Here is a 22,133-nt window from a genome sequence, read left to right as displayed (position 1 = left end):
CTGCCCGCGAGCGCCGAAGGGCCGCCCGCGAGCGCCGAAGGGCCGCCCGCGAGCACCGCGGTCGTCATCGACGCCCCGGGCGCGCACCGCCTCGTCCCGCACGAGCCCCGGCGGCCCGAGGCCGGCGAGGCCCTGGTCCGGGTCCACGCCTCCGGCATCTGCGGCAGCGACCGCGAGGTCTACCAGGGCAACCGCCCCGAGGGCTACGTCCGCTACCCGCTCACCCCGGGCCACGAGTGGTCCGGGACGGTCGAGGCCGTGGGCGCGGGTGTCCCGGAGTCGCTCGTCGGCCGCAAGGTCGTAGGCGAGGGCTTCCGCAACTGCCAGGTGTGCGACCGCTGCCACGCGGGCGACACGACGCTGTGCACGGCCGGTTACGAGGAGACGGGCTTCACCCAGCCGGGCGCGATGGCGACGACGCTGACGCTCCCCGCCCGGCTGCTCCACACCCTCCCCGACGGCTGCGACCTGACCGCCGCGGCGCTCCTGGAGCCCGCCGCCTGTATCGCGGCCGCCGCGCTGAAGGCGAACGCTCGGCCGGGCGAGCGGGTCGCCGTGGTCGGCACGGGCACCCTCGGCATGTTCGCCGTGCAGTTCCTCAAGGCGAACTCGCCGGCGGAGCTGCTGGTCGTCGGCACCCGCCGGGACCGTGAGGCGCTGTCGCGGCAGTACGGCGCGACGGACTTCCTCACGAAGGACCAGGAACTCCCGGACGACATCGACGTGGTGATCGAGACGGCCGGCTCCGCGGACGCCGCCCGGATCTCCGCCGCCCTGCTCCGACGGGGCGGCCGGCTGGTCCTGACGGGCATTCCGGCGCCGGGCGCGGACGGTCTCGACCCGACCGATCTCGTCGTGAAGCAGCTGGAGGTGCACACCGTCTTCGGTGCTTCGCCGGACGCCTGGGCGCACACGGTGCGGGTGTTCGCCGCCGGTCTGCTCGATCCGCTGCCGCTGGTGACGCACGAGCTGCCGCTCGCCGAGTTCTCGCAGGCCATCGAGCTGGTGGGGGCCGGTGATCCGAAGGTGGGCAAGGTGTTGCTCCGCCCGTAGACGTACGCCGGTACGGGGGCAACCTGACGGCTCCCGTACCGGCGTACCCCACTGACCGCACCTTGCCGTACCCAGAGCCGCGAACCTCGTCCGAAATATCGAACCGAAGGACTTTCCTGTGACCGACGCTCCCGCCACGGCAGCCCGCAGGCCCGGTGAGCAGGCGCTCGCCGATCTCGGCCTGAAGGCCCCCGCCCTCGACCCCGCCGACGCCTCGCCGCACTCCTTCCCCGGCGGCGGCCGCTGGCGCACCGAGATCCCGTCCTGCGAGGGTCCCGAGGCGCTGGCGGTGGTGCTGAAGGAGGCCTCGCGGCTGGACGTGCCGATCCACCGGATCAGCCAGGGCAGCGGCGTCTGGATGCTGACCGACGCCGAGATCACCGAGATGGTCGAGTCGACGGCCGAACGCGACATCGAGCTCTGCCTGTTCACCGGCCCGCGCGGCACCTGGGACATCGGCGGCTCGACCCGGACCGACTCGCGAGGGGCGGGTCTCAGGGCCCGCGGCCACGACGCCGTCGCCGGTTGCGTCGAAGACGCCGTCCGGGCCACGGAGTTGGGCGTCACGTGCCTGCTCGTCGCCGACGAGGGCGTGCTGTGGACCCTGCACCGGGCGCGCGCGGCCGGCATCATCCCGGCCGACACGACCCTCAAGGTGAGCGCGCTCATCGGGCCCGTCAACCCGGCGGCGTACGCGGTGTACGAGAGACTCGGCGCCGACTCGGTCAACGTGCCCAGTGACCTGACGCTCGATCACCTCACCGAGATCCGCCGGGTGTCGGGCGCTCCCATGGACATGTACATCGAGGCCCCCGACGACCTCGGCGGCTACGTGCGGATGTACGAGGTCGCCGAACTCATCCGGCGCGGCGCCCCGTTGTACCTGAAGTTCGGCCTGTCGAAGGCGCCCGGGATCTACCCCTACGGGCACCACATGCGGGAGTTGACGCTGGCCACCGCCAAGGAACGCGTGCGGCGCGGCCGGCTCGCCCTGGACCTCCTCGCGCGCCACGGGGCGGACGGCGACATGGCCCCGCTGGGCTCCCGACTGCCGGGCGCTCTGCAACGGTTCGAAATCTCGGCATAACGTTCCGGAAACTCGGCTTCACAAAAGAAGACACAGCCGACCACAATCCGACACATCTCTTCTCGGTCTTTCCGGCACGACCACCCGGAGCGACTTCGCGCCTCCCAGACCGAGCCCTGCACACAGATCAAGGATGATCAATATGCGTAACCGCAGAGCCGCTCTCGCCGCCATAGCCGGAGCCGCGTCCCTCGCCCTGACCCTGTCCGCCTGCGGCCAGAACAGCGAGGGCGGCAGCAACGAGAGCGACGGGGACGCCAAGGGAGGCACCATCGGCATCGCGATGCCGACCAAGTCCTCCGAGCGCTGGATCGCCGACGGCAACAACGTCGTCAAGGAGCTGGAGGCCAAGGGCTACAAGACCAAGCTGGTCTACGGCGAGGACGACCCGGACCAGCAGGTCTCCCAGGTCGAGAACCTGATCACGCAGGGCGTCAAGGCGCTGATCGTCGCCGCCATCGACAACAAGTCGATGAACAACGTGCTCCAGCAGGCCAAGGACGCCAACATCCCGGTCATCTCCTACGACCGCCTGATCCTCGGCACGCAGAACGTCGACTACTACGCCTCGTTCGACAACGAGAAGGTCGGCGAGCTCCAGGGCACCTACATCGTCGAGAAGCTCGGCCTGAAGGACGGCTCCAAGAAGGGCCCCTTCAACATCGAGCTGTTCGCCGGCTCCAACGACGACAACAACACCCGCTACTTCTTCGGCGGCGCGATGAAGGTCCTGCAGCCCTACATCGACAAGAAGCAGCTCGTCGTCCGCTCCAAGCAGACCAAGCTCAACCAGGTCACCACCCTGCGCTGGGACGGCGGCACCGCCCAGAAGCGCATGGACGACATCCTGACCTCGGCCTACAAGAGCGAGCGCGTCGACGCGGTCCTCTCCCCCTACGACGGCATCTCCATCGGCATCCTGTCGGCGCTGAAGTCCGACGACTACGGCTCCAAGGCCAAGCCGCTGCCGGTCGTCACCGGCCAGGACGCCGAGGTCGCCTCGGTGAAGTCGATCATCGCCGGCCAGCAGTCGATGAGCGTCTTCAAGGACCTCCGACGGCTCGCCAAGGTGTCCTCGAACATGGTCGACGCGCTGCTGAACGACAAGAAGCCCGAGATCAACGACGACAAGACCTACGACAACGGCTCGAAGGTCGTCCCCGCCTACCTGCTGGAGCCGGTCGCCGTCGACAAGAGCAACTACCAGAAGGAGCTCATCGACTCCGGCTACCTCAAGGAGAGCGACGTCAAGTAGTCCCCGCCACCGACCGACGATTCACCACTGACTGGAAGGCACGACCATGGCGGGACCCGTCCTGGACATGCGCTCGATCGTCAAGACCTTTCCCGGCGTCAAGGCGCTCTCGGACGTCACGCTGACCGTCCGGCAGGGCGAGGTCCACGCCATCTGCGGGGAGAACGGCGCCGGCAAGTCGACCCTGATGAAGGTCCTCTCCGGCGTCCACCCGCACGGCACCTACGAGGGCGACATCCTCTTCGAGGGAGAGGTCTGCCAGTTCAAGGACATCCGGGCCAGCGAAGAACGCGGCATCGTGATCATCCACCAGGAACTGGCCCTGGTGCCCTACCTCTCCCTCGCGGAGAACATCTTCCTCGGCAACGAGCACGCCACCCGCGGGATCATCAGCTGGACCGAGACCCTGCGGCACGGCACCGAACTGCTGCGCCGGGTCGGTCTCTCCGACCACCCGGACACCCGCGTCGCCGACATCGGCGTGGGCAAGCAGCAGCTCGTGGAGATCGCGAAGGCCCTGTCGAAGAAGGTCAAGCTGCTCATCCTGGATGAGCCGACCGCCGCGCTGAACGACGAGGACAGCGGCAAACTCCTCGATCTCATCCTGGAGTTGAAGAAGCAGGGCATCACCTCGATCATCATCTCCCACAAGCTCAACGAGATCCGCAAGGTCGCCGACTCGGTGACGATCATCCGCGACGGCCAGAGCATCGAGACCCTCGATGTGAAGGCCGCGGAGACCACCGAGGACCGGATCATCAGCGGCATGGTCGGCCGCGACCTGGAGCACCGCTTCCCGGAGCGGTCGCCGCACGAGCCCGAGGAGGGTGTGGCGCCCGCCCTGGAGATCCGCGGCTGGACCGTGCACCACCCGATCGACCAGCAGCGCAAGGTCGTCGACGATGTGTCGCTCCAGGTGCGGCGCGGGGAGATCGTCGGCATCGCGGGCCTCATGGGAGCCGGCCGCACCGAACTGGCGATGAGCGTCTTCGGGCGGACGTACGGCCGGTACGCGGGCGGCACGGTCCTCAAGGACGGCACCGAGATCCGTACGAAGTCCGTCCCCGAGGCGGTCAAGCACGGCATCGCGTATGTCACCGAGGACCGCAAGCACTACGGCCTCAACCTCATCGACACCATCAACCGGAACATCTCGTTGTCCGCCCTGGGCAAGGTCGCCAAGCGCGGTGTGGTCGACGAGCACGAGGAGCGGCACGTCGCCGAGGGCTTCCGCAAGTCGATGAACATCAAGGCGCCGACCGTCTTCGAGCCGGTGGGCAAGCTGTCCGGCGGCAACCAGCAGAAGGTCGTCCTCAGCAAGTGGATCTTCTCGGGTCCGGACGTGCTGATCCTGGACGAGCCGACCCGGGGGATCGACGTCGGCGCCAAGTACGAGATCTACACGGTCATCGACCAGCTGGCCGCCCAGGGCAAGGCGGTCGTCTTCATCTCCTCCGAGCTGCCCGAACTGCTCGGCATGTGCGACCGCATCTACACGATGGCCGCGGGGCGGCTGACCGGTGAGTTCTCGAAGGCCGAGGCCTCCCAGGAATCGCTGATGCGGCAGATGACGAAGGACAAAGAGGTATCCCGATGAGCACGGACGTGACCGCCAAGACGCCGGCCCCGGCGCCGACCGGCAAGGGAGGGGAGGCCACGGGGGGCGGACTGCTGCAGCTGATGCTGGACGGCATGCGCCGCAACATGCGGCAGTACGGCATGCTGTTCGCCCTCGGTCTGATCGTGGTCCTGTTCGCCGTGTGGACCGACGGCGACCTGCTGCTGCCGCGCAACGTCTCCAACCTGGTGCTGCAGAACAGCTACATCCTGATCCTCGCGATCGGCATGATGCTGGTCATCATCGCGGGCCACATCGACCTCTCGGTCGGCTCGCTGACGGCGTTCGTCGGCTCGATGGCCGCCGTGTTCATGGTCAAGCACGACATACCGTGGCTGCTCGCCGTGGTGCTGTGCCTGGCCGTGGGCGCCATCGCGGGCGCCGTCCAGGGGTTCTTCATCGCGTACGGCGGCATACCGTCGTTCATCGTGACCCTGGCGGGCATGCTGATCTTCCGCGGTCTGACCGAGATCTTCCTGGAGGGCCAGACGCTCGGCCCGTTCCCGGAGGGCCTGCAGAAGGTCGCCAACGGGTTCCTGCCCGAGGTCGGCCCGCAGACCAACTACCACAACCTGACGCTGCTGCTGGGCTTCGCGATGATCGCCTTCGTGGTCTTCCAGGAGGTCCGTGACCGCAGGCGGCAGCAGGAGTTCTCCCTGGACGTCCCGCCCTTCAAGCTGTTCCTGCTGAAGCTGGTCGCGCTCGGCGCCGCCATCCTCACGCTGACGATGCTGCTGGCCAGCTACAAGGGCGCCCCGATCGTGCTGCTCATCCTCGGTGTGCTGCTCGTCGGTTTCGGCTACGTGATGCGCAACGCGATCGTCGGCCGCCACATCTACGCCATCGGCGGCAATCTGCCCGCGGCCAAGCTGTCGGGTGTGAAGGACAAGAAGGTCACCTTCCTGGTCTTCCTGAACATGGGCATGCTCGCGGCCCTGGCGGGTCTGGTCTTCGCCGCCCGCTTCAACGCGGCCTCTCCCAAGGCCGGCCTCAACTTCGAACTGGAGGCGATCGCGGCCTCGTTCATCGGCGGTGCGTCGATGAGCGGCGGTGTCGGCACCGTGCTCGGCGCGATCATCGGCGGCCTGGTCCTGGGCGTGCTGAACAACGGTATGAACCTCGTCGGCATCGGCACCGACTGGCAGCAGGTCATCAAGGGCCTGGTCCTGCTGGCGGCGGTCGGGTTCGACGTGTGGAACAAGCGCAAGGTCGGTTCGTAAGTCAGATCGGGGCCCCGCCGGGAAGGCGGGGCCCTCTCCTTATACGGGAGCCGCACGCATGGAACTGAACAGACGCACGGTCATCGCCGGAGCAGCGGCGGCGGGCATGGCCGCCACCACCCTCGGCGGCACGGCGCACGCCACGGGAGGCAGGAAGCCGGTGAAGACGCTCTTCGGCAAGCTCGCCGACGGCACCAAGATCTACAGCTGGGCCCTGGAGAACGGCGGCACCCGCCTGAAGGTCCTCTCCTACGGCGGCATCGTCCAGTCCCTGGAGATCCCCGACCGCCGCGGCCGCTACGCCAACGTCTCCGCGGGCTTCGACAACGTCGAGGACTACGTCGCCAAGAGCCCCTACTTCGGCGCCCTGATCGGCCGCTACGGCAACCGCATCGGCAAGGGCAAGTTCACCCTCGACGGCAAGGACTACCAGCTCTCCGTCAACGACGGCGAGCAGAGCCTGCACGGCGGGGCCAAGGGCTTCGACAAGCGCGTATGGGACATCGAGCCGTTCACCAAGGGCTCCGACGTCGGTCTGCACCTGTACTACACGAGCGTCGACGGCGAGATGGGCTACCCCGGCACGCTCAAGACGAAGGTGACGTACACGCTCACCCGGCACGGCGACTGGCGCGTCGACTACGAGGCCACCACCGACAAGGCCACCGTCGTCAACCTCACCAGCCACGTCTACTGGAACCTCGCCGGCGAGGGCAGCGGCACGATCGAGGACCACGAGCTCCAGATCGCCGCCTCCCGCTACACGCCCACCGACGCGGGCCTGATCCCCACGGGCGAGCTGGCCAAGGTCGCGGGCACGCCCTTCGACTTCGGCCGTGCCAAGCCGATCGGCCGGGACATACGTGTCGCGCACCCCCAGCTGGTGACCGCCAAGGGCTTCGACCACAACTGGGTCCTCGACAAGGGCCGCACCGCCCGGCCCGAGCATGTCGCGACCCTGCGCGACCCGGCCTCCGGCCGCACCCTGAGGATCGCCACGAACGAGCCGGGCCTGCAGTTCTACTCCGGCAACTTCCTCGACGGCACGCTGACCGGCCCGTCCGGCCGCACCTACCGGCAGGGCGACGCGCTCTGCCTGGAGACGCAGCACTTCCCGGACTCGCCGAACAAGCCGAAGTTCCCCTCCACGGTGCTGCGGCCCGGGCAGACGTACCGGACGACGACGATCCACTCGTTCGACTGCTGACACCTGTGGCGCCACTGACAAGCCTTCACAGGTAGGACACAAGTTCTGACCGTATTCCCAACGGTTGAACAGTGTCACCACAGTCTCCGTATGTAAGGGCGGCCCGCGCTCCCCCGCGCGGGCCGCCCTTAAACGTCGGGTCCGGCCGTCCCCAACGGACCCGCCTCATACGGAGGTTCCATGGCCGACAACGTCACGTCGCTGTTCCGCAGCACCGCGGCTCACAGCCCGTCGATGGCGGCGTTGACACGTGAGGGCGGCGAAGGCGCCGGGCCGGTGGACTTCTGTATCCCCTGCAACCCGTACTTCCCGACCCCGGCCATGTTCGACGACATGGGGGCCAGACTCCGCGACATCATCACGTACTACCCGAGCGGCGCCGACACCATCACGGCCGAACTGTGCAGCCTGCTCCAGCTGCCGCCGCAGTGCGTGGCCATGGGCAACGGCTCCACCGAGCTCATCACCTGGATCGACCACCTCCTCGTCCGCGAGTCCCTCGCCATCCCCGTCCCCACCTTCGGCCGCTGGACCGACCAGCCCATGGAGACCGGCAAGCGGGTCGACATGTTCCCGCTCCAGGAGTCCAGCGGCTTCGCCCTCGACCTCGCGCAGTACGCCGAGTTCATCCGCGCCCGGGGCACGCGGGTCGCCGTCATCTGCAACCCCAACAACCCCGACGGCGGCTTCCTCCACAAGCACGCCATCGTGCAGTTCATGGACGCCATGGCCGACCTCGACCTGGTCGTCATCGACGAGTCGTTCCTGGAGTTCGCGGACGCCGAGGCCGAGCCGTCCGTCGTCCAGGAGGCCATGCTGCGGCCCAACGTCATCGTGCTGCGCAGCCTCGGCAAGAACTTCGGCCTGCACGGCATCCGCTTCGGCTACCTCGTCGCCAACCCGTCGCTCGCGGGCCGCGTCCGCTCGATGCTGCCGAAGTGGAACCTCAACTCCTTCGCCGAGCACGTCGTCTTCATGCTCAAGGAGCACGGCGCCGAGTACGCGCAGAGCCTCCAGCAGGTGCGCCGCGACCGGCTCGACATGGCCAGCCAGCTCTCCTCCCTGCCCGGGCTGACGGTCTACCCCTCGCAGGGCAACTTCCTCTTCGTGCGCCTCCCCGTGGGCGCCGAGGGCACCGTGGTCCGGGACAGGATGCTCACCGAGCACCGGATCCTGGTCCGCGAGTGCGGCAACAAGATCGGTTCGTCCAGCCGCTTCCTGCGTCTCGTCGTGCGCCCCCAGGTGGACGTGCGTCGCCTGGTGTCCGGCCTGGAACAGGTGCTCTACGGGACGTCCAGGAGGGGAGCCGCCGTACCGGAGCTGAGCAACGGGACCAGCTACAGCTCCGGTACGGCGGCCGTGGACCGCCTGGTGAGTGAGACCAACGGGTCGGGCATGCGCGGGCTCGCCGCTCAGGCCACCGGTTTCGGTGGTCCGGGGCCCGCCGCACCCCCTGCCGCCGTCGGCACCGGCATGCCGCTCCCCGCCACCGCGTCCGCCGCCCCGGCGGGCCCGGGCGGAGGGATGCCGATGCCGGCGGCGGCACAGATGGGCCAGATGGGCCAGATGCCGCAGATGGGCCAGATGGGTCAGCAGCAGATGCCGCAGGCCGTGCCGCAGCCGGTACCCCAACCCGCTCCACAGCCCATGGCCGCACCGCTCCAGCAGCCGCTGGCCCCCGTGGCCCAGGCCCCTGCTCCGGCCCCCGTCCCCACCCCTGCCCCTGCTCCGGCCCCGGCTCCCATGCCGACACCGGCACCCGCACCGGCCGCCGCCGGCCCCACCCCGCCGGGCGTTCCCGCCCGGGGCGGACTGACCGCCGCGCAGGTCAGGGGCACGAACGGCCTCTCTCCCGCCCCGGCCACGGGCTGGCCGGGCACCCAGGCCTGGCCCAACGCGGCGGGCATGGGGGCGGCGGGCTAGGACCGTCTCGCCGCCCTACGGGGCGCCCGGCAGATCGACCTCGGCGCGAACCGTCTTGCCGGGGTCGCGCCGCAGCACTTCCCACCGGTCGGCGAGCGCGTCCACGAGGAGGAGACCCCGGCCGTGCTCGTCGAGAGGGCCCGGGGGAGGCACCTCTCGCGGCCCGGGCGGGCAGGAACCCGCACACGCGTCACTGACCTCGATCCGCACGCCACCCGTGACGAGACCGAGCCGCAACTCGAAGTCCCTCCCCGGCACACGCCCGTGTATCACGGCGTTGGCGGCCAGCTCGGCGACGATCAGAACGACGGTCTCGGAGGCGTCGGTGCCGTGCGGGATGCCCCAGCCGTCCAACTGGTGAGCGGCCAGACGCCGGGCGAGTCGCGCACCGCGCGGGGTGGCACTGAAGCGCTGACTGAACACACGTACGGTGACCGGGGGTTGGGGCGTCGCGGGGGTGGTCCTTGCTGTCATGCGCCCAATGTGGCGACTGAGGGCCGGAGTTCTCCAGGTCGACGCCGCGTACGCTGCGGCAGCGTACGCGGTGACGGACTGGACAGTACCGATCACGCCCCGTAACCATGCTCCGGGAGGTGACCGACAGTGGTCGATGGCGCGATGGGGACGGGCAGCGAGCCGGAGTCGTCGGACAGTCTGCGGACGTTCGGGGCGGTGGTCCAGGGCTTGCGCGAGCACGCGGGGTTGAGCAGGGAGGAGTTCGGAGAGCTGGTGAGGTTCTCCAAACACACGGTGGCTTCGGTGGAGCTGGGGAGGCGGATGCCGGATCCGGAATTCGTGACCAGGGCGGAGGAGGTGTTCGGCAGGACGGGGGCGTTACGGAAGGCGGCGGGGTGCCTGGAGAGGCAGCCGGGGTTGGCGGCTTGGTTTCGGCGGTGGGCTCAGTTGGAGGCCACGGCTATCACGCTGTACACGTACGAGTGCCGGTTGGTGCCGGGCCTGCTGCAGACCGAGGCATACGCCCGGACGCTCTTCACGAACCAGCTCCCTCCGCTGAGCGACGAACAGATCGAGGCACAGTGGGTGGCGCGGGCGGAGCGGCAACGCCTGCTGCGGGAACGGCCGAACACGGCATTTGGCTTCATCCTGGAGGAGCACCTCTTCCGGCGTCGCACTGGCGGAGTGGAGGTCACGCGTGAACTCATCGACCACGTTCTGGAGATCGGCGAACTACGCAACGTGGAGATCCAGATCATGCCAACGGAGCAGGACACACACGCGGGTCTGGACGGGCCCATGCAGTTGCTGGAGACCCCGGAGAACAAGTGGTTCGCATACTGCGAAGGGCAGGAAAGCGGGCAGTTCATCGCTGACCGAAAGGTGGTCAGCATGCTCCAGATGCGGTATGCCAGGATGCGCTCACAGGCTCTCACTCTCAAGGACTCCACGAGCCTGTTGCAGCGGATGCGAGGGGACCTATGAGCACCAGCGAACTGGCCTGGTTCAAGAGCAGCTACAGCAGCGGGGGCTCCGGCGACTGCGTAGAAGTCGCTCTCACCTGGCACAAGTCGAGCCACAGCAGCAGCGGCGACGGCGACGGCGACTGCCTCGAGATAGCGACCCGCCCCGAGGCCATCCACATCCGCGACTCCAAGAACAAGCAGGGCCCCCAGCTCACTCTCTCCCCCACCACTTGGACGGCCTTCCTCACTCACGCCGCCAAGTAACAACTGTCGGGGCCGCCCGCTTCTTTGCAGTGTCGTGCTTCCACGGCCTGCATCAAGGGCGCTTCGCGTCGCCTTCGGCGATGACCCTTCGGGTCACCCTTGACCCAGCCCGCTCCAGCACGGGAGAGAAGCGAGCGAGCGGCCCGAAAAGGCGGGTGGCCAGGGCAGTCGGGCCCTACGGCTGACTCCATGGCCGCTCGGCGATGCGGGGCGCGTCAGCGGAGTGGCGGCACGCCGGGTTGCTAAGCGACCGCAGGCGGGTGGGCCATGCCCTTCGGGCGACTCACCCGGCGTAGGCGGTGAGGGACGACAAGCGGACGCCGGCGCACCCGACCACCCCGCCCACGGCCCAGTTCGCGAGGGCGCCACCGCCGATTGGAGCGTTTGGGCCTGCCCGCTACCTCCCAAGGGGCATCCAACCTGGGCATCTCCCCCTCACGGACTGCCCGAATGCTCCGATCGCCGCACCAAGCCGCACCAAGCCGCCCCCAGCGGCCGGACCGCCCGACATTCGGCAACGGGATCCCGGCCGGGGCGCCCCACCTGCCGGTAGCCGCTAAACCCGCCCGGCGTGCCGCCGCTCCGCTGACGCGCCCCGCGTCGCCGATGGCCATGGAGTCGGCCTGAGGGGCCGACGCCCCTGGCCACCCGTTGCTCCCTGGCCGCTCGCTCGCTTCTCTCCCGTGCTGGAACGGGCTGGGTCAAGGGTGACCCGAAGGGTCATCGCCGAAGGCGACGCGTAGCGCCCTTGATGCAGGCCGTGGAAGCACGACACTGCAAGGAAGCGGGCGGCCTCGACAGCACCACACAACTCCGGTGTCTCACAACACACTTGACGCCTCGTCATTTTACCGAACACACAGCTCTCCAACAGCAAGCCTCCTTACGGTGCCGTGTCCATGACAGACACGCAGAAGGACCCCACACCCAACCCCGTAGGCCGCCGGACCGTACTGCTGGCAGGAGGTGCCACCGCAGCTGCCCTGGCCGTAGGCGCAGCTGCACAGCACACCCCGACCACCGCCACCACCCCGAGCACAGAACCCGTCGCCGCCGCAGCCGTCTGCACGCTCACCAAGCAGATGACCGAAGGCCCGTACTACCTCGACGGACAGTATGTCCGCTCGGACATCAGCGAGGACAAGACGGGCATCCCCCTGAACCTGACCCTCACCGTCGTGGACGACGACACCTGCGTCCCGCTCAAGAACGCCCTGGTCGAGATCTGGCACTCGGACGCCCTCGGCGAGTACTCCGGCTTCGTGGGCAACAACGGCCACGACGAGCCGGACAACGGCACGTTCCTGCGGGGCGGCGTCCTCACCGACTCCAGCGGCGTCGCGAAGATCACCTCGGTCTACCCGGGCTGGTACCGAGGCCGCTGCGTCCACATCCACATCAAGGTCCACACGGACGTCACCCTGACCCCCGACGGCTCCTTCACCGGCGGCGAGGAACTCCACACCGGCCAGCTCTTCTTCAGCGAGACCATCACCACCAGGGTCGCGGCCCTCGCCCAGTACGCGGTCAACACGGTCCCCCGCACCACCCTGGCCCAGGACTCCATCTACGACGAAGGCGGCGCGGCCTCGGGCCTCCTCACCCTCACCCCCCTCGGCAGCACGACCTCCGCCGGTTACGCCGGCACGCTGACACTGGGCGTGGAACAGGGCTGACGCCCGACGCCCGACACCCGACGCACGGCTCCGGGCCGAAGAGGTCGACAGTCCGTAGTCTCCTTAGTCTCCTTCTGCCGGTCCGGGGCCTCTCGTCATCGCCGTCCCCCGAACTCCCAGGCCCGCACCTCGACATCCGCGTACCGCCCTTCCGTCAGGACGCCCCGCGCCGCCTCCGCGTCCGAGGCCCGCACCAGCACAGCCGTACCCACCCACACCTCACCGTCGTCCGACAGCAGGGGCCCGTAAGCGATCAGGTCGTCCCGGGCCTTGGAAGGCGGCGGCTCAGGGGCGGTGGCCGGGTCCGGGCCGAGGCCGATGACCAGGTAGTGGTCGCCGGTCGTCCGGTCGCCGGGGAAGTCCCACATGGTGCGGCCCAGGGCGTTGCGCCACCGCCGCAACAGCACGTCCCGGTACGCCCCGGCCTGGTAGTTGGGCTCGTCGAAGGCGAAGGCGCGGGCGGCGGTGGGGTCGGGGAGGTCGACGATGTGGACGCTGCCGGTGGGAGTCTCGCCGTCGTCGGCGAAGGTCGGGCCACGGGCGATCAACTCGGCCTCGTACTGGTCCATATAGGCCCAGTGCGCCTCCCCCAGTTCCTCACGCAGTTTCAGGGAGCCGACCCGGTCACGGTGAAAGCAGAAGAACTCCATGGATCCAGACCCTTCCATCCCAACCCCTGGCTACTCTCGTCTCTCCACTCATTCGTGACCGCGGATGAACAAAGATGAACAAGATGAACGACAGGAGAGCAGCAGACCGTGCGCGCCGCCGCCGTAACGCCCGAGGGCGATCACATCCGCTGGGTCGAGTTGCCGGGGCAGGAGCCGCCGCGTGTCTATGTGCACGGGCTGGGCGCCACATCGCCCGCCTACTTCACGGAGGTCGCGGTCGATCCCCGGCTGGCCGGACGCCGGTCGCTGTTGATCGACCTGTTGGGGCATGGGATCAGTGACCGGCCGGCCGGCTTCGACTACACGCTGGAAGGGCATGCCGACGCGCTTGCCGGTGCCCTGGCCCAGGACGGAGTCGAGGGCGCGGAGCTGATCGCGCACAGCATGGGCGGCTCCGTGGCCATCGTCCTGGCCGCCCGGCATCCCGGCCTGGTGTCCCGGCTGGTTCTGATCGACGCCAACCTCGACCCCGTCCCGCGTGTGCCCGGGTCGTCCGGCAGCAGCGGTATCGCCTTCTACTCCGAGGAGGAGTTCCTGGAGGGCGGTTGGGCGGAGGTCCGCGACCGGGTCGGGGCGCACTGGTGGTCCACCATGCGGCTGGCCGGCCGGGAGGCCCTGCACCGCAGCGCGTTCCACCTCACCCGTGGCACGGTCCCGACCATGCGTGAACTGCTGCTGGACCTGAAGATCCCCCGGAGCTTCCTGCTGCCCGAGGCCGACGGTCCGCTGCCGGGCGCGGACGCTCTCACCGAGTCGGGGGTGTCCGTCGTCTCGATTCCCGACTGCGGGCACAACATCATGCTGGACAACCCGGAAGCCTTCGTGAAGGCGACCGCGGCGGCACTGGAAGAGCGGTAGGGAAGCAGGCGATGAAGCCGTTCGACCCGAAGATGCGACTCGTCAAAGGCGCCGTCACCGTAGCCGCCGCCACCGTGATCTGCCACAGCCTCATGTACGCCGGTTTCGCATGGGCACGCGACATCGCGGCCGAGGAGAACGAAGGCAACACGTTCGCCGGCGCCTTCGAGTTCCTGCTCACCATGGCCGCCTCGTGGGCACTCATGCCCCTGCTGCTGTGGTTCGGCATGCTGGTGCTGCGGGAGAGCGGCAACACCGTGCTCGTCCTCGTCGGTGGGCTGGCCTGGGTGGGGGTCTCGGGGTATTTCACGAACGACATCGACCGCGCGGGCGGGCACATACCGATAGCGGCCCTCATCGTCTTTGTGCTGCTCGGTACGGCGCTGGCCGGGGCCGGACCCGGCCGTCCTCGCGACTGAGGCTGCGAGGGGGGGGCGGCCCGCCGGGCCGGAGGGCCGCCCCTTCACGCCGTCAGGGCTACGGGCATTCCTTCCAAGCCAAGTGGTACACCGTGCTGATGTCCCCGTCCGTCGAGTCCATCGTCATGAAGCTGACCTTGTCGGCCGACTGGGTGCCGGCGTTGACCCGGATCTCGGTGTTGATGTTGAAGTTGCGCTGGACTCCGCAGGGTGCGTAGACCAGTTGGGCCCAGTCCGTCTCGTCGGTGGCCTGCCAGTTGTCGTTGAGGGGGCCGCTGAAGGGGTGGTTCTTGTAGACCGTGCTGGGCGAGCCCTGGAAGTAGTACGAGGCTCGCTGGGTCGCGCTCGCGCCGCGCTGGAGGGCGGCGAAGCCCCGGTAGTCGGCGCTGGCGATGGCGTAGGTGAAGCCGCCGGGGACGTGGACCTTCAGGTTGAGCTGGCAGTTCCTGCGGAACGCGGTCGGGTCGGAGTTCCCGCCGGCCTGGGCGAGGTAGTCGCTGTAGGTCACCGTGAAGGCGGTGTTGTCCTCGGAGACGGCGACCGCCGCCGTGCCCTGCGGACAGCCGGAGCCGTTCACCGTGGCGACCTGGATGACGATCTTGTCCGGGGGCGGGTCGTCGAACCCGGAGGACGGGGATGTTGCGGGGAGTGCGCTGGTGAGGAGCGCGGCTACCGCGCCGCTCAGAAGCAGGCCACCGGCCATGGTTCTCCCATCCGTTCGTGGGGGGTGGAACACCGAAGGGCATGGACATGTCAAGACGACAGTGCATGCGCACCCGACCTGTGACCGTCCCATGAAGGAGCTGTGAAGGCCGGGGGCGGTCGCATCGTACGCAGGGCGGCAGAGGTCGGCCAGGTCGCTGCCCGGCCATTCACAGTGGCGGGATTTCGTCCGGGGTGTGGGCGGGCGCATAGGGTGCGTTCCACCGACGCGTCAGACCGAGGACACTCCGAGGACGTCATGAGGATCACGCACAGTGCGGCGAGCGGCCGCCGCCCCTCACGGGTTCTCCCAGGCCGCCGGTTCCGCCGCCAGCCGCTCCACCTGCTCGGGCAGCGCGCCGGCCGCGAGGTCGGCGACCGTCACGCCCTCCAGGATCCTGCGCACATTGGCCCGCAGGGCGATCCACAGCGGCAGCAGCGGCTCGGCGGTGCCGCTGTAGGCGAGGCCGGTCGGCCGCTCGCCGCGTACCGAGACGATCGGTCCGTCCACCGCCCGGATCACATCGGCGACGGTGATCTCCGAGGCCTCCCGGGCCAGCCGGTAGCCGCCGCCCCCGCCCCGCCGGCTGTCGACGACGCCTCCGCGCCGCAGATCGCCGAGGATCCCCTCCAGGAACTTGTGGGGGATGTCCTGCGCGGTGGCGACGGCCTCCGCCTTGACCGGCCCTTCCTCCTGCCGGGCGGCCAGTTCCACGACCGCTCGTACCGCGTAGTCCGCACGTGCCGAGATCCTCATAGGACCATTGTCGCGGCGGGCTGTGGACAATGACGCACAGCACCACCCGGGCACCACGCACCCGGCACAACCCACGCACCACGTAAGCACCACGCACGGCACGGCAGCACAACAGGAGGCGCTCCCTTGGAGCTCAGCAGGCGTACCTTCCACGCTCTCGCCGGCACGGCGGCGCTCGGCTTCGCGCTGACCGGCAGCGGGTCGCCGACCTCCGCCAACCCGGGACGGACCGCGCCCACGGGCCCGCCGCCCCCGGTGCCGAGCGCGGACGGCGAGCGGCACAGCATCGGCTTCGACCGGTACTCGCTGCTGGTCGACGGCCGCCGTCTGGTGCTCTGGTCGGGCGAGATGCACCCCTTCCGGCTGCCGAGCCCGTCCCTGTGGCGGGACGTGCTGCAGAAGATGCGCGCCCATGGCTACAACGCCGTCAGCGTGTACGTCGCCTGGAACTATCACTCCGCAGCGCCCGGCCGGTACGACTTCACCGGGGTGCGTGATCTGGACCTGTTCCTGCGGATGGCCGCCGAGACCGGCCTGTACGTGATCCTGCGGCCCGGCCCGTACATCAACGCGGAGGTCGACGCCGGTGGCTTCCCCGGCTGGCTGACCGCCACCGAGGGCACGGCCCGGACCTCCGACCCGACGTATCTGAAGTACGTCGACGAGTGGCTGACCGCCGTCAACGCCATCGTGGCGAAGCGGCTGTTCACGCGGGGTACGGGCACCGTGCTGCTCTACCAGATCGAGAACGAGTACGACGCCCACGTCGACGAGCCGGCCGGGCGCGCCTACATGTCGTATCTGTACGAGAAGGTCCGCGCCGACGGCATCGACGTCCCGCTGTTCCACAACGACAAGGGGCGGGGCGGCCACTGGGCGCCCGGGACGTTCGACACCGGCGGCGAGAAGGGGCGCTGGCTGTACGGGTTCGACGGGTATCCGGAGCCGGACGAAGTGCCGCCCGACTGGGGGCACTTCGGGGCGGGAGGGGTGAAGGGCGGGGCGACCGCCAGCCCTCGGACGCCCGGGTTCGTGCCCGAGTTCGGCGGGGGCTGGTTCGACCCGTGGGGCGGGTCCTGGTTCGACGGGAAGGGCTACGCCGAGGCGCGCCGGACCCGGGACGCGGCGTACGAGCGGCGCTTCTATCTGACCAACCTCGCCAACGGCATCACGCTGCACAACGTCTACATGACGTTCGGCGGCACCTCCTGGGGCTGGCTGCCGGCGCCGGCCGTCTACACGTCGTACGACTACGGCGCGGCCATCGACGAGGCCCGCAACGTCACCCCCAAGCTCGCCTCGATGCACCAGATCGGGCAGTCGGTGCGCCATCTGCCCGACCTCGCCAAGCTGGACCGGGCGAAGGCCGGGCGCGCCACCGACAAGCGGGTCAAGGTCTATCCCCTGACCAACCCCGACACCGGCGCCCGCTTCTACGTCCTGCGCAACGACTCCGCCGAGGCGGTCTCCGTGACGCTGCCGGGCGCCGGGATCGATGTGCCGGTCATGGTCCCGGCGCGGGACGCCAAGCTGATCGCCGCCGATCTGAGGCTCGGGAAGCGGACGCTGGTGCACTCCACCGTGCAGCCGATGCTGAGCCTGACGGCGGGGCGGCAGGACATCGCCGTGTTCGCGGGCAGGCGGGGCGATCTCGCACAGGTCGTGCTGGAGTGCGTCGACGAGCCGACACCGATGCGGCTGGACGCGGAGCCCGCGTGGTCCTGGAACCTCAACAAGCTGAACATCACCGCTCCGCTCGGCGCGGGCGGGCTGAGCCGGGTGCGGGTCGAGGGCGACGGCGTGGACACGCCGATGCTGGTGCTGTTCGCCGACGACGCGACGGCCCTGCGGCTGTGGCCGTACGAGACGCCCTCCGGCCGGCTCCTCGTCTACGGCCCGTCCCTGCTGCGGTCGGCGACGCTGCGCGGCTCCACGGTCCATCTCACCGGCGACACCACCGGCGCGACCGGCCTGGAGGTGTGGGGGCCGCGCGGGATCACCCATGTCACCTGGAACGGACGGCCGGTGCCCGTGCGGATCAGCGCCTCCGGCAGCCTGCTGGCGCTGCGGCCGCTCCCCGGCGTGACCCGGCCCGCGCTGCCCGCGCTCGACGGCTGGCGGCGGCGGACCGAGAACCCGGAGTCCGAGCCCGGTTTCGACGACTCCGGCTGGACGGCGGCCGACAAGACGACGTCCTTCAGCACGACGCCCGTGCCGGACGGGCAGCCCGTCCTGTTCGCCGACGACTACGGCTTCCACTACGGCGACGTCTGGTACCGGGGTGAGTGGAACGACGAGAACGGCGTCGAGTCCGTCTCCCTCGCCTACAGCACGGGCACGCAGGGCCTGCTCATGGCCTGGCTGGACGGCGAGCCGCTGGGCACCCACCGGATGCCCGTACCGGACAAGAGCCGGGCCCGGCAGGGGACATGGACCGCCAAGGCCACCTTCGCCCTGCCGGAGGAGGTGCGGGAGAGGTTCCGTGAGGCGCGGGACGGAGAGCGCGACCGGCATGTGCTGTCCGTGCTCGTCCGGCCGATGCCGCACGACATGGACGGCAAGGCGCTCGACACGCACAAGGCGGCGCGCGGCCTGACCGCCGTCACCTTCGAGGGCGGTTCCCCCGAGGTGACGTGGCGCGTCCAGGGCGCGTCCACGCCCGACCCGGTGCGCGGGCCGATGAACAACGGCGGGCTGTACGGGGAGCGCGAGGGCTGGCATCTGCCCGAGCACGACGACGCGGACTGGAAGGACGCCGAGCTGCCCCGGGCCGACCGGCGGCAGGGCGTCACCTGGTACCGGACCGATTTCCGGCTGGACGTCGCCCCGGACGTCGACGCCTCGGTCGGGCTCGTCCTCGACGACGACCCGGGCCGGGCCTACCGCGTGCAGATCTTCCTCAACGGCTGGAACCTGGGCCAGTACATCAACGACGTAGGGCCGCAGCACACCTTCGTGCTGCCGAACGGGATCCTCCGCACACGGGGCGCCAACACACTGGCGCTGGCGGTGCTGTCGGACGGCAGCACACCTTCCGGGCCGAAGGACGTACGGCTGACCCTGCTGGGCGCGGCGGCGGGCGGGGTGCCGGTCAAGCCCGTGTGACCGGATCGAGCCGTCCTCGTGCATTGCCTTCTGCGGCCCGCTGGTTGACCGTGTTGACCTTTCAAGGGCTTACGACCGGGAGGGGAACTCGTGCGAAGACGGCGTTTCATCAGCGGATTAGTCGGTGCCGGGGTGGGTCTCGGACTCGCCCCGGCCGCGATCGCCCGGGACACCGGCGCACCTCATGCGTGGCAGGCCGTGCCGACACCGGCGGCCACAGCGGCCGCCCAGTTGCGGGACGTCGCCGCCGCCGGGGACGGTCTCGCGTGGGCCGTGGGCGAGGAGGGCCGCAGCGGGAGCACGCTCGGCTCGCCGCTGGCCCTCGTGTGGGACGGCACGGCATGGGCGCGGACCGGCCTCGGCCACCTGGGCTTCCGCGGCTATCTGCACTCCGTGGCCGGTACGTGCGCCGGCTCGGCGTGGGCGATCGGCACCGACACGGCCGGGGTCACGCACCTGCTCGCGTGGGACGGAGGAACCTGGCGGGAGACCGACTTCCCCGGGCGGGGGCAGTCCGGCACCTCCCTGACCGGTGTCGCGGTCGACCCGGGTGGCGGGGCCTGGTTCTCCGGGCGCACCTCGGAAGGCCGACTGCTCCTGCACCGGGACGGCGGCACCTGGACCTGGCTGCCCGCGCCGCCGAGCGCGACCGCCGCCACGCCTTCGGGCGTGCAGCTCACCCCGGCCGGTGACGTCTGGTTGTACGGCGTCGGGGTCGTGGCCCGCTGGGACGGCTCGGCGTGGAGCGAACTGCCCGCCTATCAGGGCATCCGGGCGAGCATCACCGGGCTGTTGCCGGTGGCGGACGACGACCTGTGGCTCGTCGGATACGACTACGGGGTGGGCGGCCCGCCCGGCAAGCCCCCGGGTGTGCTGCTCCTGCACGGGGACGGCAGCACCTGGCAGGGCGTGACCGGGCCGTTCGGCGTCGGCATGCTGAACGGGATCGTCGCCGACGCGCAGGGGCGGCCGGACCGTATCGCCGGGTGGGACTTCTGGGACCAGACCCGGGCCCACTATCTGCGGTGGGACGGCACGGCCTGGGTGAGCGAGCGGGGGCCGGTGGCCTCGACCCCCGTCGTCATGAACGCCCTTGCCTCGGTGCCGGGTTCGGCGGGCGGCTACTGGGCGGTCGGTACGACGTCGACTTCGGCGTCCTCGGCCGCCCTGCTCCGCGTCGAGCGCTGACCCGGCCGGTCTCTCACGCCAGCCGGATCACGTTCCAGGACAGCGGCTCCAGGACGGCGCTCAGGGTGCCGTCCTGGAGAGCCGTGCCGTCGACGGTGTGCGGGGTGACCCGCTCGGGCTCGTCGAGGGTGTTGCGGGCGTCGGGGTCGGCGTCCGCGAGGGCGCTGTGCTCGACGACCGACGTCAGACCGAGCCCGCCCAGGGCGACCTCCAGCGGCAGCGCCTCCGTGCGGCTTCGGTTGACGGCGAAGACCGTGACCGTGCCGTCCTCGGCGCGTACGGCGGTGGCGTGCAGCAGGTCGGCCTCGCCGTACTTCTTCGTCTTGTACGTCGGTGAGTCGACGCGGACGTCGAGGACCTGGCCGCGGCCGTAGCGGCTCGCCTGCGCGAACGGGAAGAACGTGGTCTGGCGCCAGGCCGAGCCGCCCGGCTCGGTCATGATCGGCGCGATGACGTTGACGAGCTGGGCGAGGCAGGCGACCGTGACGCGGTCGGCGTGCCGGAGCAGGGCGATGAGGAGCGAGCCGAAGACGACGGCGTCGGTGACGCTGTAGTTGTCCTCCAGGAGGCGGGGGGCCTCCGCCCAGTCCCGGTCACCGGAGTTCTCGATCTCGTGCCACTTCGAGATGTACCAGACGTTCCACTCGTCGAAGGAGAGGTTGATCTTCTTCTTGGACTTGAGCCTGGCGCCCACGTGGTCGGCGGTGGCGACCACGTTCTCGATGAAGGACTCCATGTCGACGGCGGAGGCCAGGAAGGAGTCGATGTCGCCGTTCTCGGGCTGGTAGTAGGCGTGCAGGGAGATGTGGTCGACGAGGTCGTACGTCTCGGCGAGGACCGTCGCCTCCCACTCGGCGAACGTGGGCATGGACTGGCTGGAGGAGCCGCAGGCGACGAGTTCGACGCCCGGGTCCATCTGGCGCATCGCGCGGGCCGTCTCGGCGGCGACCCGGCCGTACTCCTCGGCCGTCTTGTGGCCGGTCTGCCAGGGGCCGTCCATCTCGTTGCCCAGGCACCACAGCTTGATGCCGAAGGGGTCCTTGTCGCCGTGCGCGGCGCGGAGATCGGACAGGGCCGTGCCGGCCGGGTGGTTGGCGTACTCCTGGAGTTCGAGGGCCTCGGCGACGCCCCGGGTGCCGAGGTTGAGGGCCATCATGGGCTCCGCCTGGGGGCCGATCTTCTTCAGGAAGGCGATGTACTCGGAGAGGCCGAAGCGGTTGGTCTCGGTGGAGCGCCAGGCGAGGTCGAGGCGGCGGGGGCGGGCCTCGGCGGGGCCGACCGAGTCCTCCCACTTGTAGCCGGAGACGAAATTGCCGCCGGGGTAGCGGACGGCGGTGACGCCGAGTTCCCGCACCAGGTCCAGGACGTCCCGGCGGAGGCCGGCCTCGTCGGCCGTGGGGTGGCCGGGTTCGAAGATGCCGGTATAGACGCAGCGGCCGAGGTGTTCCACGAAGCTGCCGAAGAGGCGGGGGTTCACCTCGCCGACGGTGAAGGCGGGGTCGAGGGTGAAGCGGGCGGTGTGCATGGTCGCCTTTCTCCAGGACTGCCGGTTTCTCCACAACGGCCGGCGTTCGGCATTTCGAATTATGCTCGTGACTTCGAACAGGACCGTAAATTCGAAGCGCTGGCGCGTCAATGGTGCGGCCGGACTCCGGACACCGCTTTCAGCGCGAAAACGGTCATTCTGCATTGAACAATGGGCGTCGGAT

The 22,133-nt window shown here is 69.7% G+C and carries 19 protein-coding genes; 14 read left to right on the top strand and 5 right to left on the bottom strand.

All coding sequences use genetic code 11. The annotated features are described in order from the left end of the window. The 7 genes from KJK29_RS26615 to KJK29_RS26585 all read left to right on the top strand — a co-directional run bounded on the left by KJK29_RS26615 (position 1) and on the right by KJK29_RS26585 (position 9,363). A complete protein-coding gene (locus KJK29_RS26615; RefSeq protein ID WP_215124471.1) occupies positions 1 to 1,053 on the top strand; it encodes a zinc-dependent alcohol dehydrogenase in 1,053 nt (350 codons plus the stop codon). A gap of 118 nt (positions 1,054 to 1,171) precedes the next feature. Beyond that, complete coding sequence (locus KJK29_RS26610; RefSeq protein WP_215121664.1) at positions 1,172 to 2,140, top strand: hypothetical protein; 969 nt, start codon at positions 1,172 to 1,174, stop codon at positions 2,138 to 2,140. A gap of 142 nt (positions 2,141 to 2,282) precedes the next feature. Next, positions 2,283 to 3,395 (top strand): multiple monosaccharide ABC transporter substrate-binding protein, encoded by a 1,113-nt coding sequence (chvE, locus tag KJK29_RS26605; RefSeq protein WP_370869162.1) that lies wholly within the window; start codon positions 2,283 to 2,285, stop codon positions 3,393 to 3,395. 46 nt (positions 3,396 to 3,441) lie between these two features. Further along, positions 3,442 to 4,992: a multiple monosaccharide ABC transporter ATP-binding protein gene (gene mmsA / locus KJK29_RS26600; protein WP_215121661.1), complete on the top strand. Its 1,551-nt coding sequence runs from the start codon at positions 3,442 to 3,444 to the stop codon at positions 4,990 to 4,992. Next, positions 4,989 to 6,233: a multiple monosaccharide ABC transporter permease gene (gene mmsB / locus KJK29_RS26595; RefSeq protein WP_215121660.1), complete on the top strand. Its 1,245-nt coding sequence runs from the start codon at positions 4,989 to 4,991 to the stop codon at positions 6,231 to 6,233. Before mmsA ends, mmsB begins: the two co-directional genes overlap by 4 nt. A 58-nt stretch (positions 6,234 to 6,291) precedes the next feature. Continuing rightward, the gene (locus tag KJK29_RS26590; protein WP_215121659.1) at positions 6,292 to 7,440 is read left to right on the top strand and encodes an aldose epimerase family protein; all 1,149 of its coding nucleotides are present in this window, start codon (positions 6,292 to 6,294) and stop codon (positions 7,438 to 7,440) included. A 180-nt stretch (positions 7,441 to 7,620) separates the two neighbouring features. Further along, positions 7,621 to 9,363 (top strand): pyridoxal phosphate-dependent aminotransferase, encoded by a 1,743-nt coding sequence (locus tag KJK29_RS26585; protein WP_215121658.1) that lies wholly within the window; start codon positions 7,621 to 7,623, stop codon positions 9,361 to 9,363. Between the two features lie 15 nt (positions 9,364 to 9,378). Here the strand turns inward: KJK29_RS26585 and KJK29_RS26580 are convergent, their stop codons facing one another. Then, entirely contained in the window at positions 9,379 to 9,837 is a 459-nt protein-coding gene (locus KJK29_RS26580) for an ATP-binding protein (protein WP_215121657.1), read from the bottom strand. 144 nt (positions 9,838 to 9,981) lie between these two features. Here KJK29_RS26580 and KJK29_RS26575 point away from each other — a divergent pair, with 144 nt between their 5' ends. The 3 genes from KJK29_RS26575 (at position 9,982) to KJK29_RS26565 (ending at position 12,724) form a co-directional block, all read left to right on the top strand. Next, the gene (locus KJK29_RS26575; protein ID WP_370869210.1) at positions 9,982 to 10,803 is read left to right on the top strand and encodes a helix-turn-helix domain-containing protein; all 822 of its coding nucleotides are present in this window, start codon (positions 9,982 to 9,984) and stop codon (positions 10,801 to 10,803) included. Beyond that, on the top strand, positions 10,800 to 11,048 hold the full coding sequence (locus KJK29_RS26570; RefSeq protein WP_215121654.1) for a DUF397 domain-containing protein: 249 nt from the start codon (positions 10,800 to 10,802) through the stop codon (positions 11,046 to 11,048). Before KJK29_RS26575 ends, KJK29_RS26570 begins: the two co-directional genes overlap by 4 nt. 899 nt (positions 11,049 to 11,947) lie before the next feature. Continuing rightward, positions 11,948 to 12,724 carry an intradiol ring-cleavage dioxygenase gene (locus KJK29_RS26565; RefSeq protein WP_215121653.1) on the top strand — a complete coding sequence of 259 codons (777 nt, stop codon included), beginning with the start codon at positions 11,948 to 11,950 and terminating at the stop codon, positions 12,722 to 12,724. A 95-nt stretch (positions 12,725 to 12,819) separates the two neighbouring features. On the opposite strand, the gene KJK29_RS26560 is transcribed toward KJK29_RS26565, so the two are convergent. After that, positions 12,820 to 13,374, bottom strand: coding sequence for a YciI family protein (locus tag KJK29_RS26560; RefSeq protein WP_215124470.1), 555 nt, complete (start codon positions 13,372 to 13,374; stop codon positions 12,820 to 12,822). Positions 13,375 to 13,482: 108 nt separating this feature from the next. On the opposite strand from KJK29_RS26560, the gene KJK29_RS26555 reads away from it, so the two are divergent. Together KJK29_RS26555 and KJK29_RS26550 are read left to right on the top strand one after the other, a co-directional pair. Then, entirely contained in the window at positions 13,483 to 14,253 is a 771-nt protein-coding gene (locus KJK29_RS26555) for an alpha/beta fold hydrolase (RefSeq protein WP_215121652.1), read from the top strand. Between the two features lie 11 nt (positions 14,254 to 14,264). Beyond that, positions 14,265 to 14,672 (top strand): hypothetical protein, encoded by a 408-nt coding sequence (locus KJK29_RS26550; protein WP_215121651.1) that lies wholly within the window; start codon positions 14,265 to 14,267, stop codon positions 14,670 to 14,672. Between the two features lie 58 nt (positions 14,673 to 14,730). Here the strand turns inward: KJK29_RS26550 and KJK29_RS26545 are convergent, their stop codons facing one another. Both KJK29_RS26545 and KJK29_RS26540 read right to left on the bottom strand, forming a co-directional pair. Next, positions 14,731 to 15,375 carry a DUF4360 domain-containing protein gene (locus tag KJK29_RS26545; protein ID WP_215121650.1) on the bottom strand — a complete coding sequence of 215 codons (645 nt, stop codon included), beginning with the start codon at positions 15,373 to 15,375 and terminating at the stop codon, positions 14,731 to 14,733. 297 nt (positions 15,376 to 15,672) lie between these two features. Next, positions 15,673 to 16,131, bottom strand: a complete 459-nt coding sequence (locus KJK29_RS26540; RefSeq protein WP_184592257.1) for an RrF2 family transcriptional regulator — start codon at positions 16,129 to 16,131, stop codon at positions 15,673 to 15,675. A gap of 126 nt (positions 16,132 to 16,257) precedes the next feature. Here KJK29_RS26540 and KJK29_RS26535 point away from each other — a divergent pair, with 126 nt between their 5' ends. Both KJK29_RS26535 and KJK29_RS26530 read left to right on the top strand, forming a co-directional pair. Next, positions 16,258 to 19,236 carry a glycoside hydrolase family 35 protein gene (locus KJK29_RS26535; protein ID WP_215121648.1) on the top strand — a complete coding sequence of 993 codons (2,979 nt, stop codon included), beginning with the start codon at positions 16,258 to 16,260 and terminating at the stop codon, positions 19,234 to 19,236. Positions 19,237 to 19,368: 132 nt separating this feature from the next. Next, the gene (locus tag KJK29_RS26530; RefSeq protein ID WP_215121647.1) at positions 19,369 to 20,424 is read left to right on the top strand and encodes an NHL repeat-containing protein; all 1,056 of its coding nucleotides are present in this window, start codon (positions 19,369 to 19,371) and stop codon (positions 20,422 to 20,424) included. A 13-nt stretch (positions 20,425 to 20,437) separates the two neighbouring features. Here the strand turns inward: KJK29_RS26530 and arfA are convergent, their stop codons facing one another. Next, on the bottom strand, positions 20,438 to 21,949 hold the full coding sequence (arfA, locus tag KJK29_RS26525) for an arabinosylfuranosidase ArfA (RefSeq protein WP_215121646.1): 1,512 nt from the start codon (positions 21,947 to 21,949) through the stop codon (positions 20,438 to 20,440). Between the last annotated feature and the right edge of the window lie 184 nt (positions 21,950 to 22,133).

It is taken from the genome of Streptomyces koelreuteriae (assembly GCF_018604545.1).
In the GTDB taxonomy this organism is placed as follows: domain Bacteria; phylum Actinomycetota; class Actinomycetes; order Streptomycetales; family Streptomycetaceae; genus Streptomyces; species Streptomyces koelreuteriae.
The sequence above is the reverse complement of the archived record's forward strand: the minus strand, read 5'-3'. Positions and strand labels throughout refer to the sequence as shown.

Coding starts and splice junctions, on each gene's coding strand:
- chvE (WP_370869162.1), top strand. CDS start 2,283: ATGCGTAACCGCAGAGCCGCTCTCGCCGCCATAGCCGGAGCCGCGTCC.
- mmsA (WP_215121661.1), top strand. CDS start 3,442: ATGGCGGGACCCGTCCTGGACATGCGCTCGATCGTCAAGACCTTTCCC.
- mmsB (WP_215121660.1), top strand. CDS start 4,989: ATGAGCACGGACGTGACCGCCAAGACGCCGGCCCCGGCGCCGACCGGC.
- KJK29_RS26590 (WP_215121659.1), top strand. CDS start 6,292: ATGGAACTGAACAGACGCACGGTCATCGCCGGAGCAGCGGCGGCGGGC.
- KJK29_RS26585 (WP_215121658.1), top strand. CDS start 7,621: ATGGCCGACAACGTCACGTCGCTGTTCCGCAGCACCGCGGCTCACAGC.
- KJK29_RS26580 (WP_215121657.1), bottom strand. CDS start 9,837: ATGACAGCAAGGACCACCCCCGCGACGCCCCAACCCCCGGTCACCGTA.
- KJK29_RS26575 (WP_370869210.1), top strand. CDS start 9,982: ATGGGGACGGGCAGCGAGCCGGAGTCGTCGGACAGTCTGCGGACGTTC.
- KJK29_RS26570 (WP_215121654.1), top strand. CDS start 10,800: ATGAGCACCAGCGAACTGGCCTGGTTCAAGAGCAGCTACAGCAGCGGG.
- KJK29_RS26565 (WP_215121653.1), top strand. CDS start 11,948: ATGACAGACACGCAGAAGGACCCCACACCCAACCCCGTAGGCCGCCGG.
- KJK29_RS26560 (WP_215124470.1), bottom strand. CDS start 13,374: ATGGAGTTCTTCTGCTTTCACCGTGACCGGGTCGGCTCCCTGAAACTG.
- KJK29_RS26550 (WP_215121651.1), top strand. CDS start 14,265: ATGAAGCCGTTCGACCCGAAGATGCGACTCGTCAAAGGCGCCGTCACC.
- KJK29_RS26545 (WP_215121650.1), bottom strand. CDS start 15,375: ATGGCCGGTGGCCTGCTTCTGAGCGGCGCGGTAGCCGCGCTCCTCACC.
- KJK29_RS26540 (WP_184592257.1), bottom strand. CDS start 16,131: ATGAGGATCTCGGCACGTGCGGACTACGCGGTACGAGCGGTCGTGGAA.
- arfA (WP_215121646.1), bottom strand. CDS start 21,949: ATGCACACCGCCCGCTTCACCCTCGACCCCGCCTTCACCGTCGGCGAG.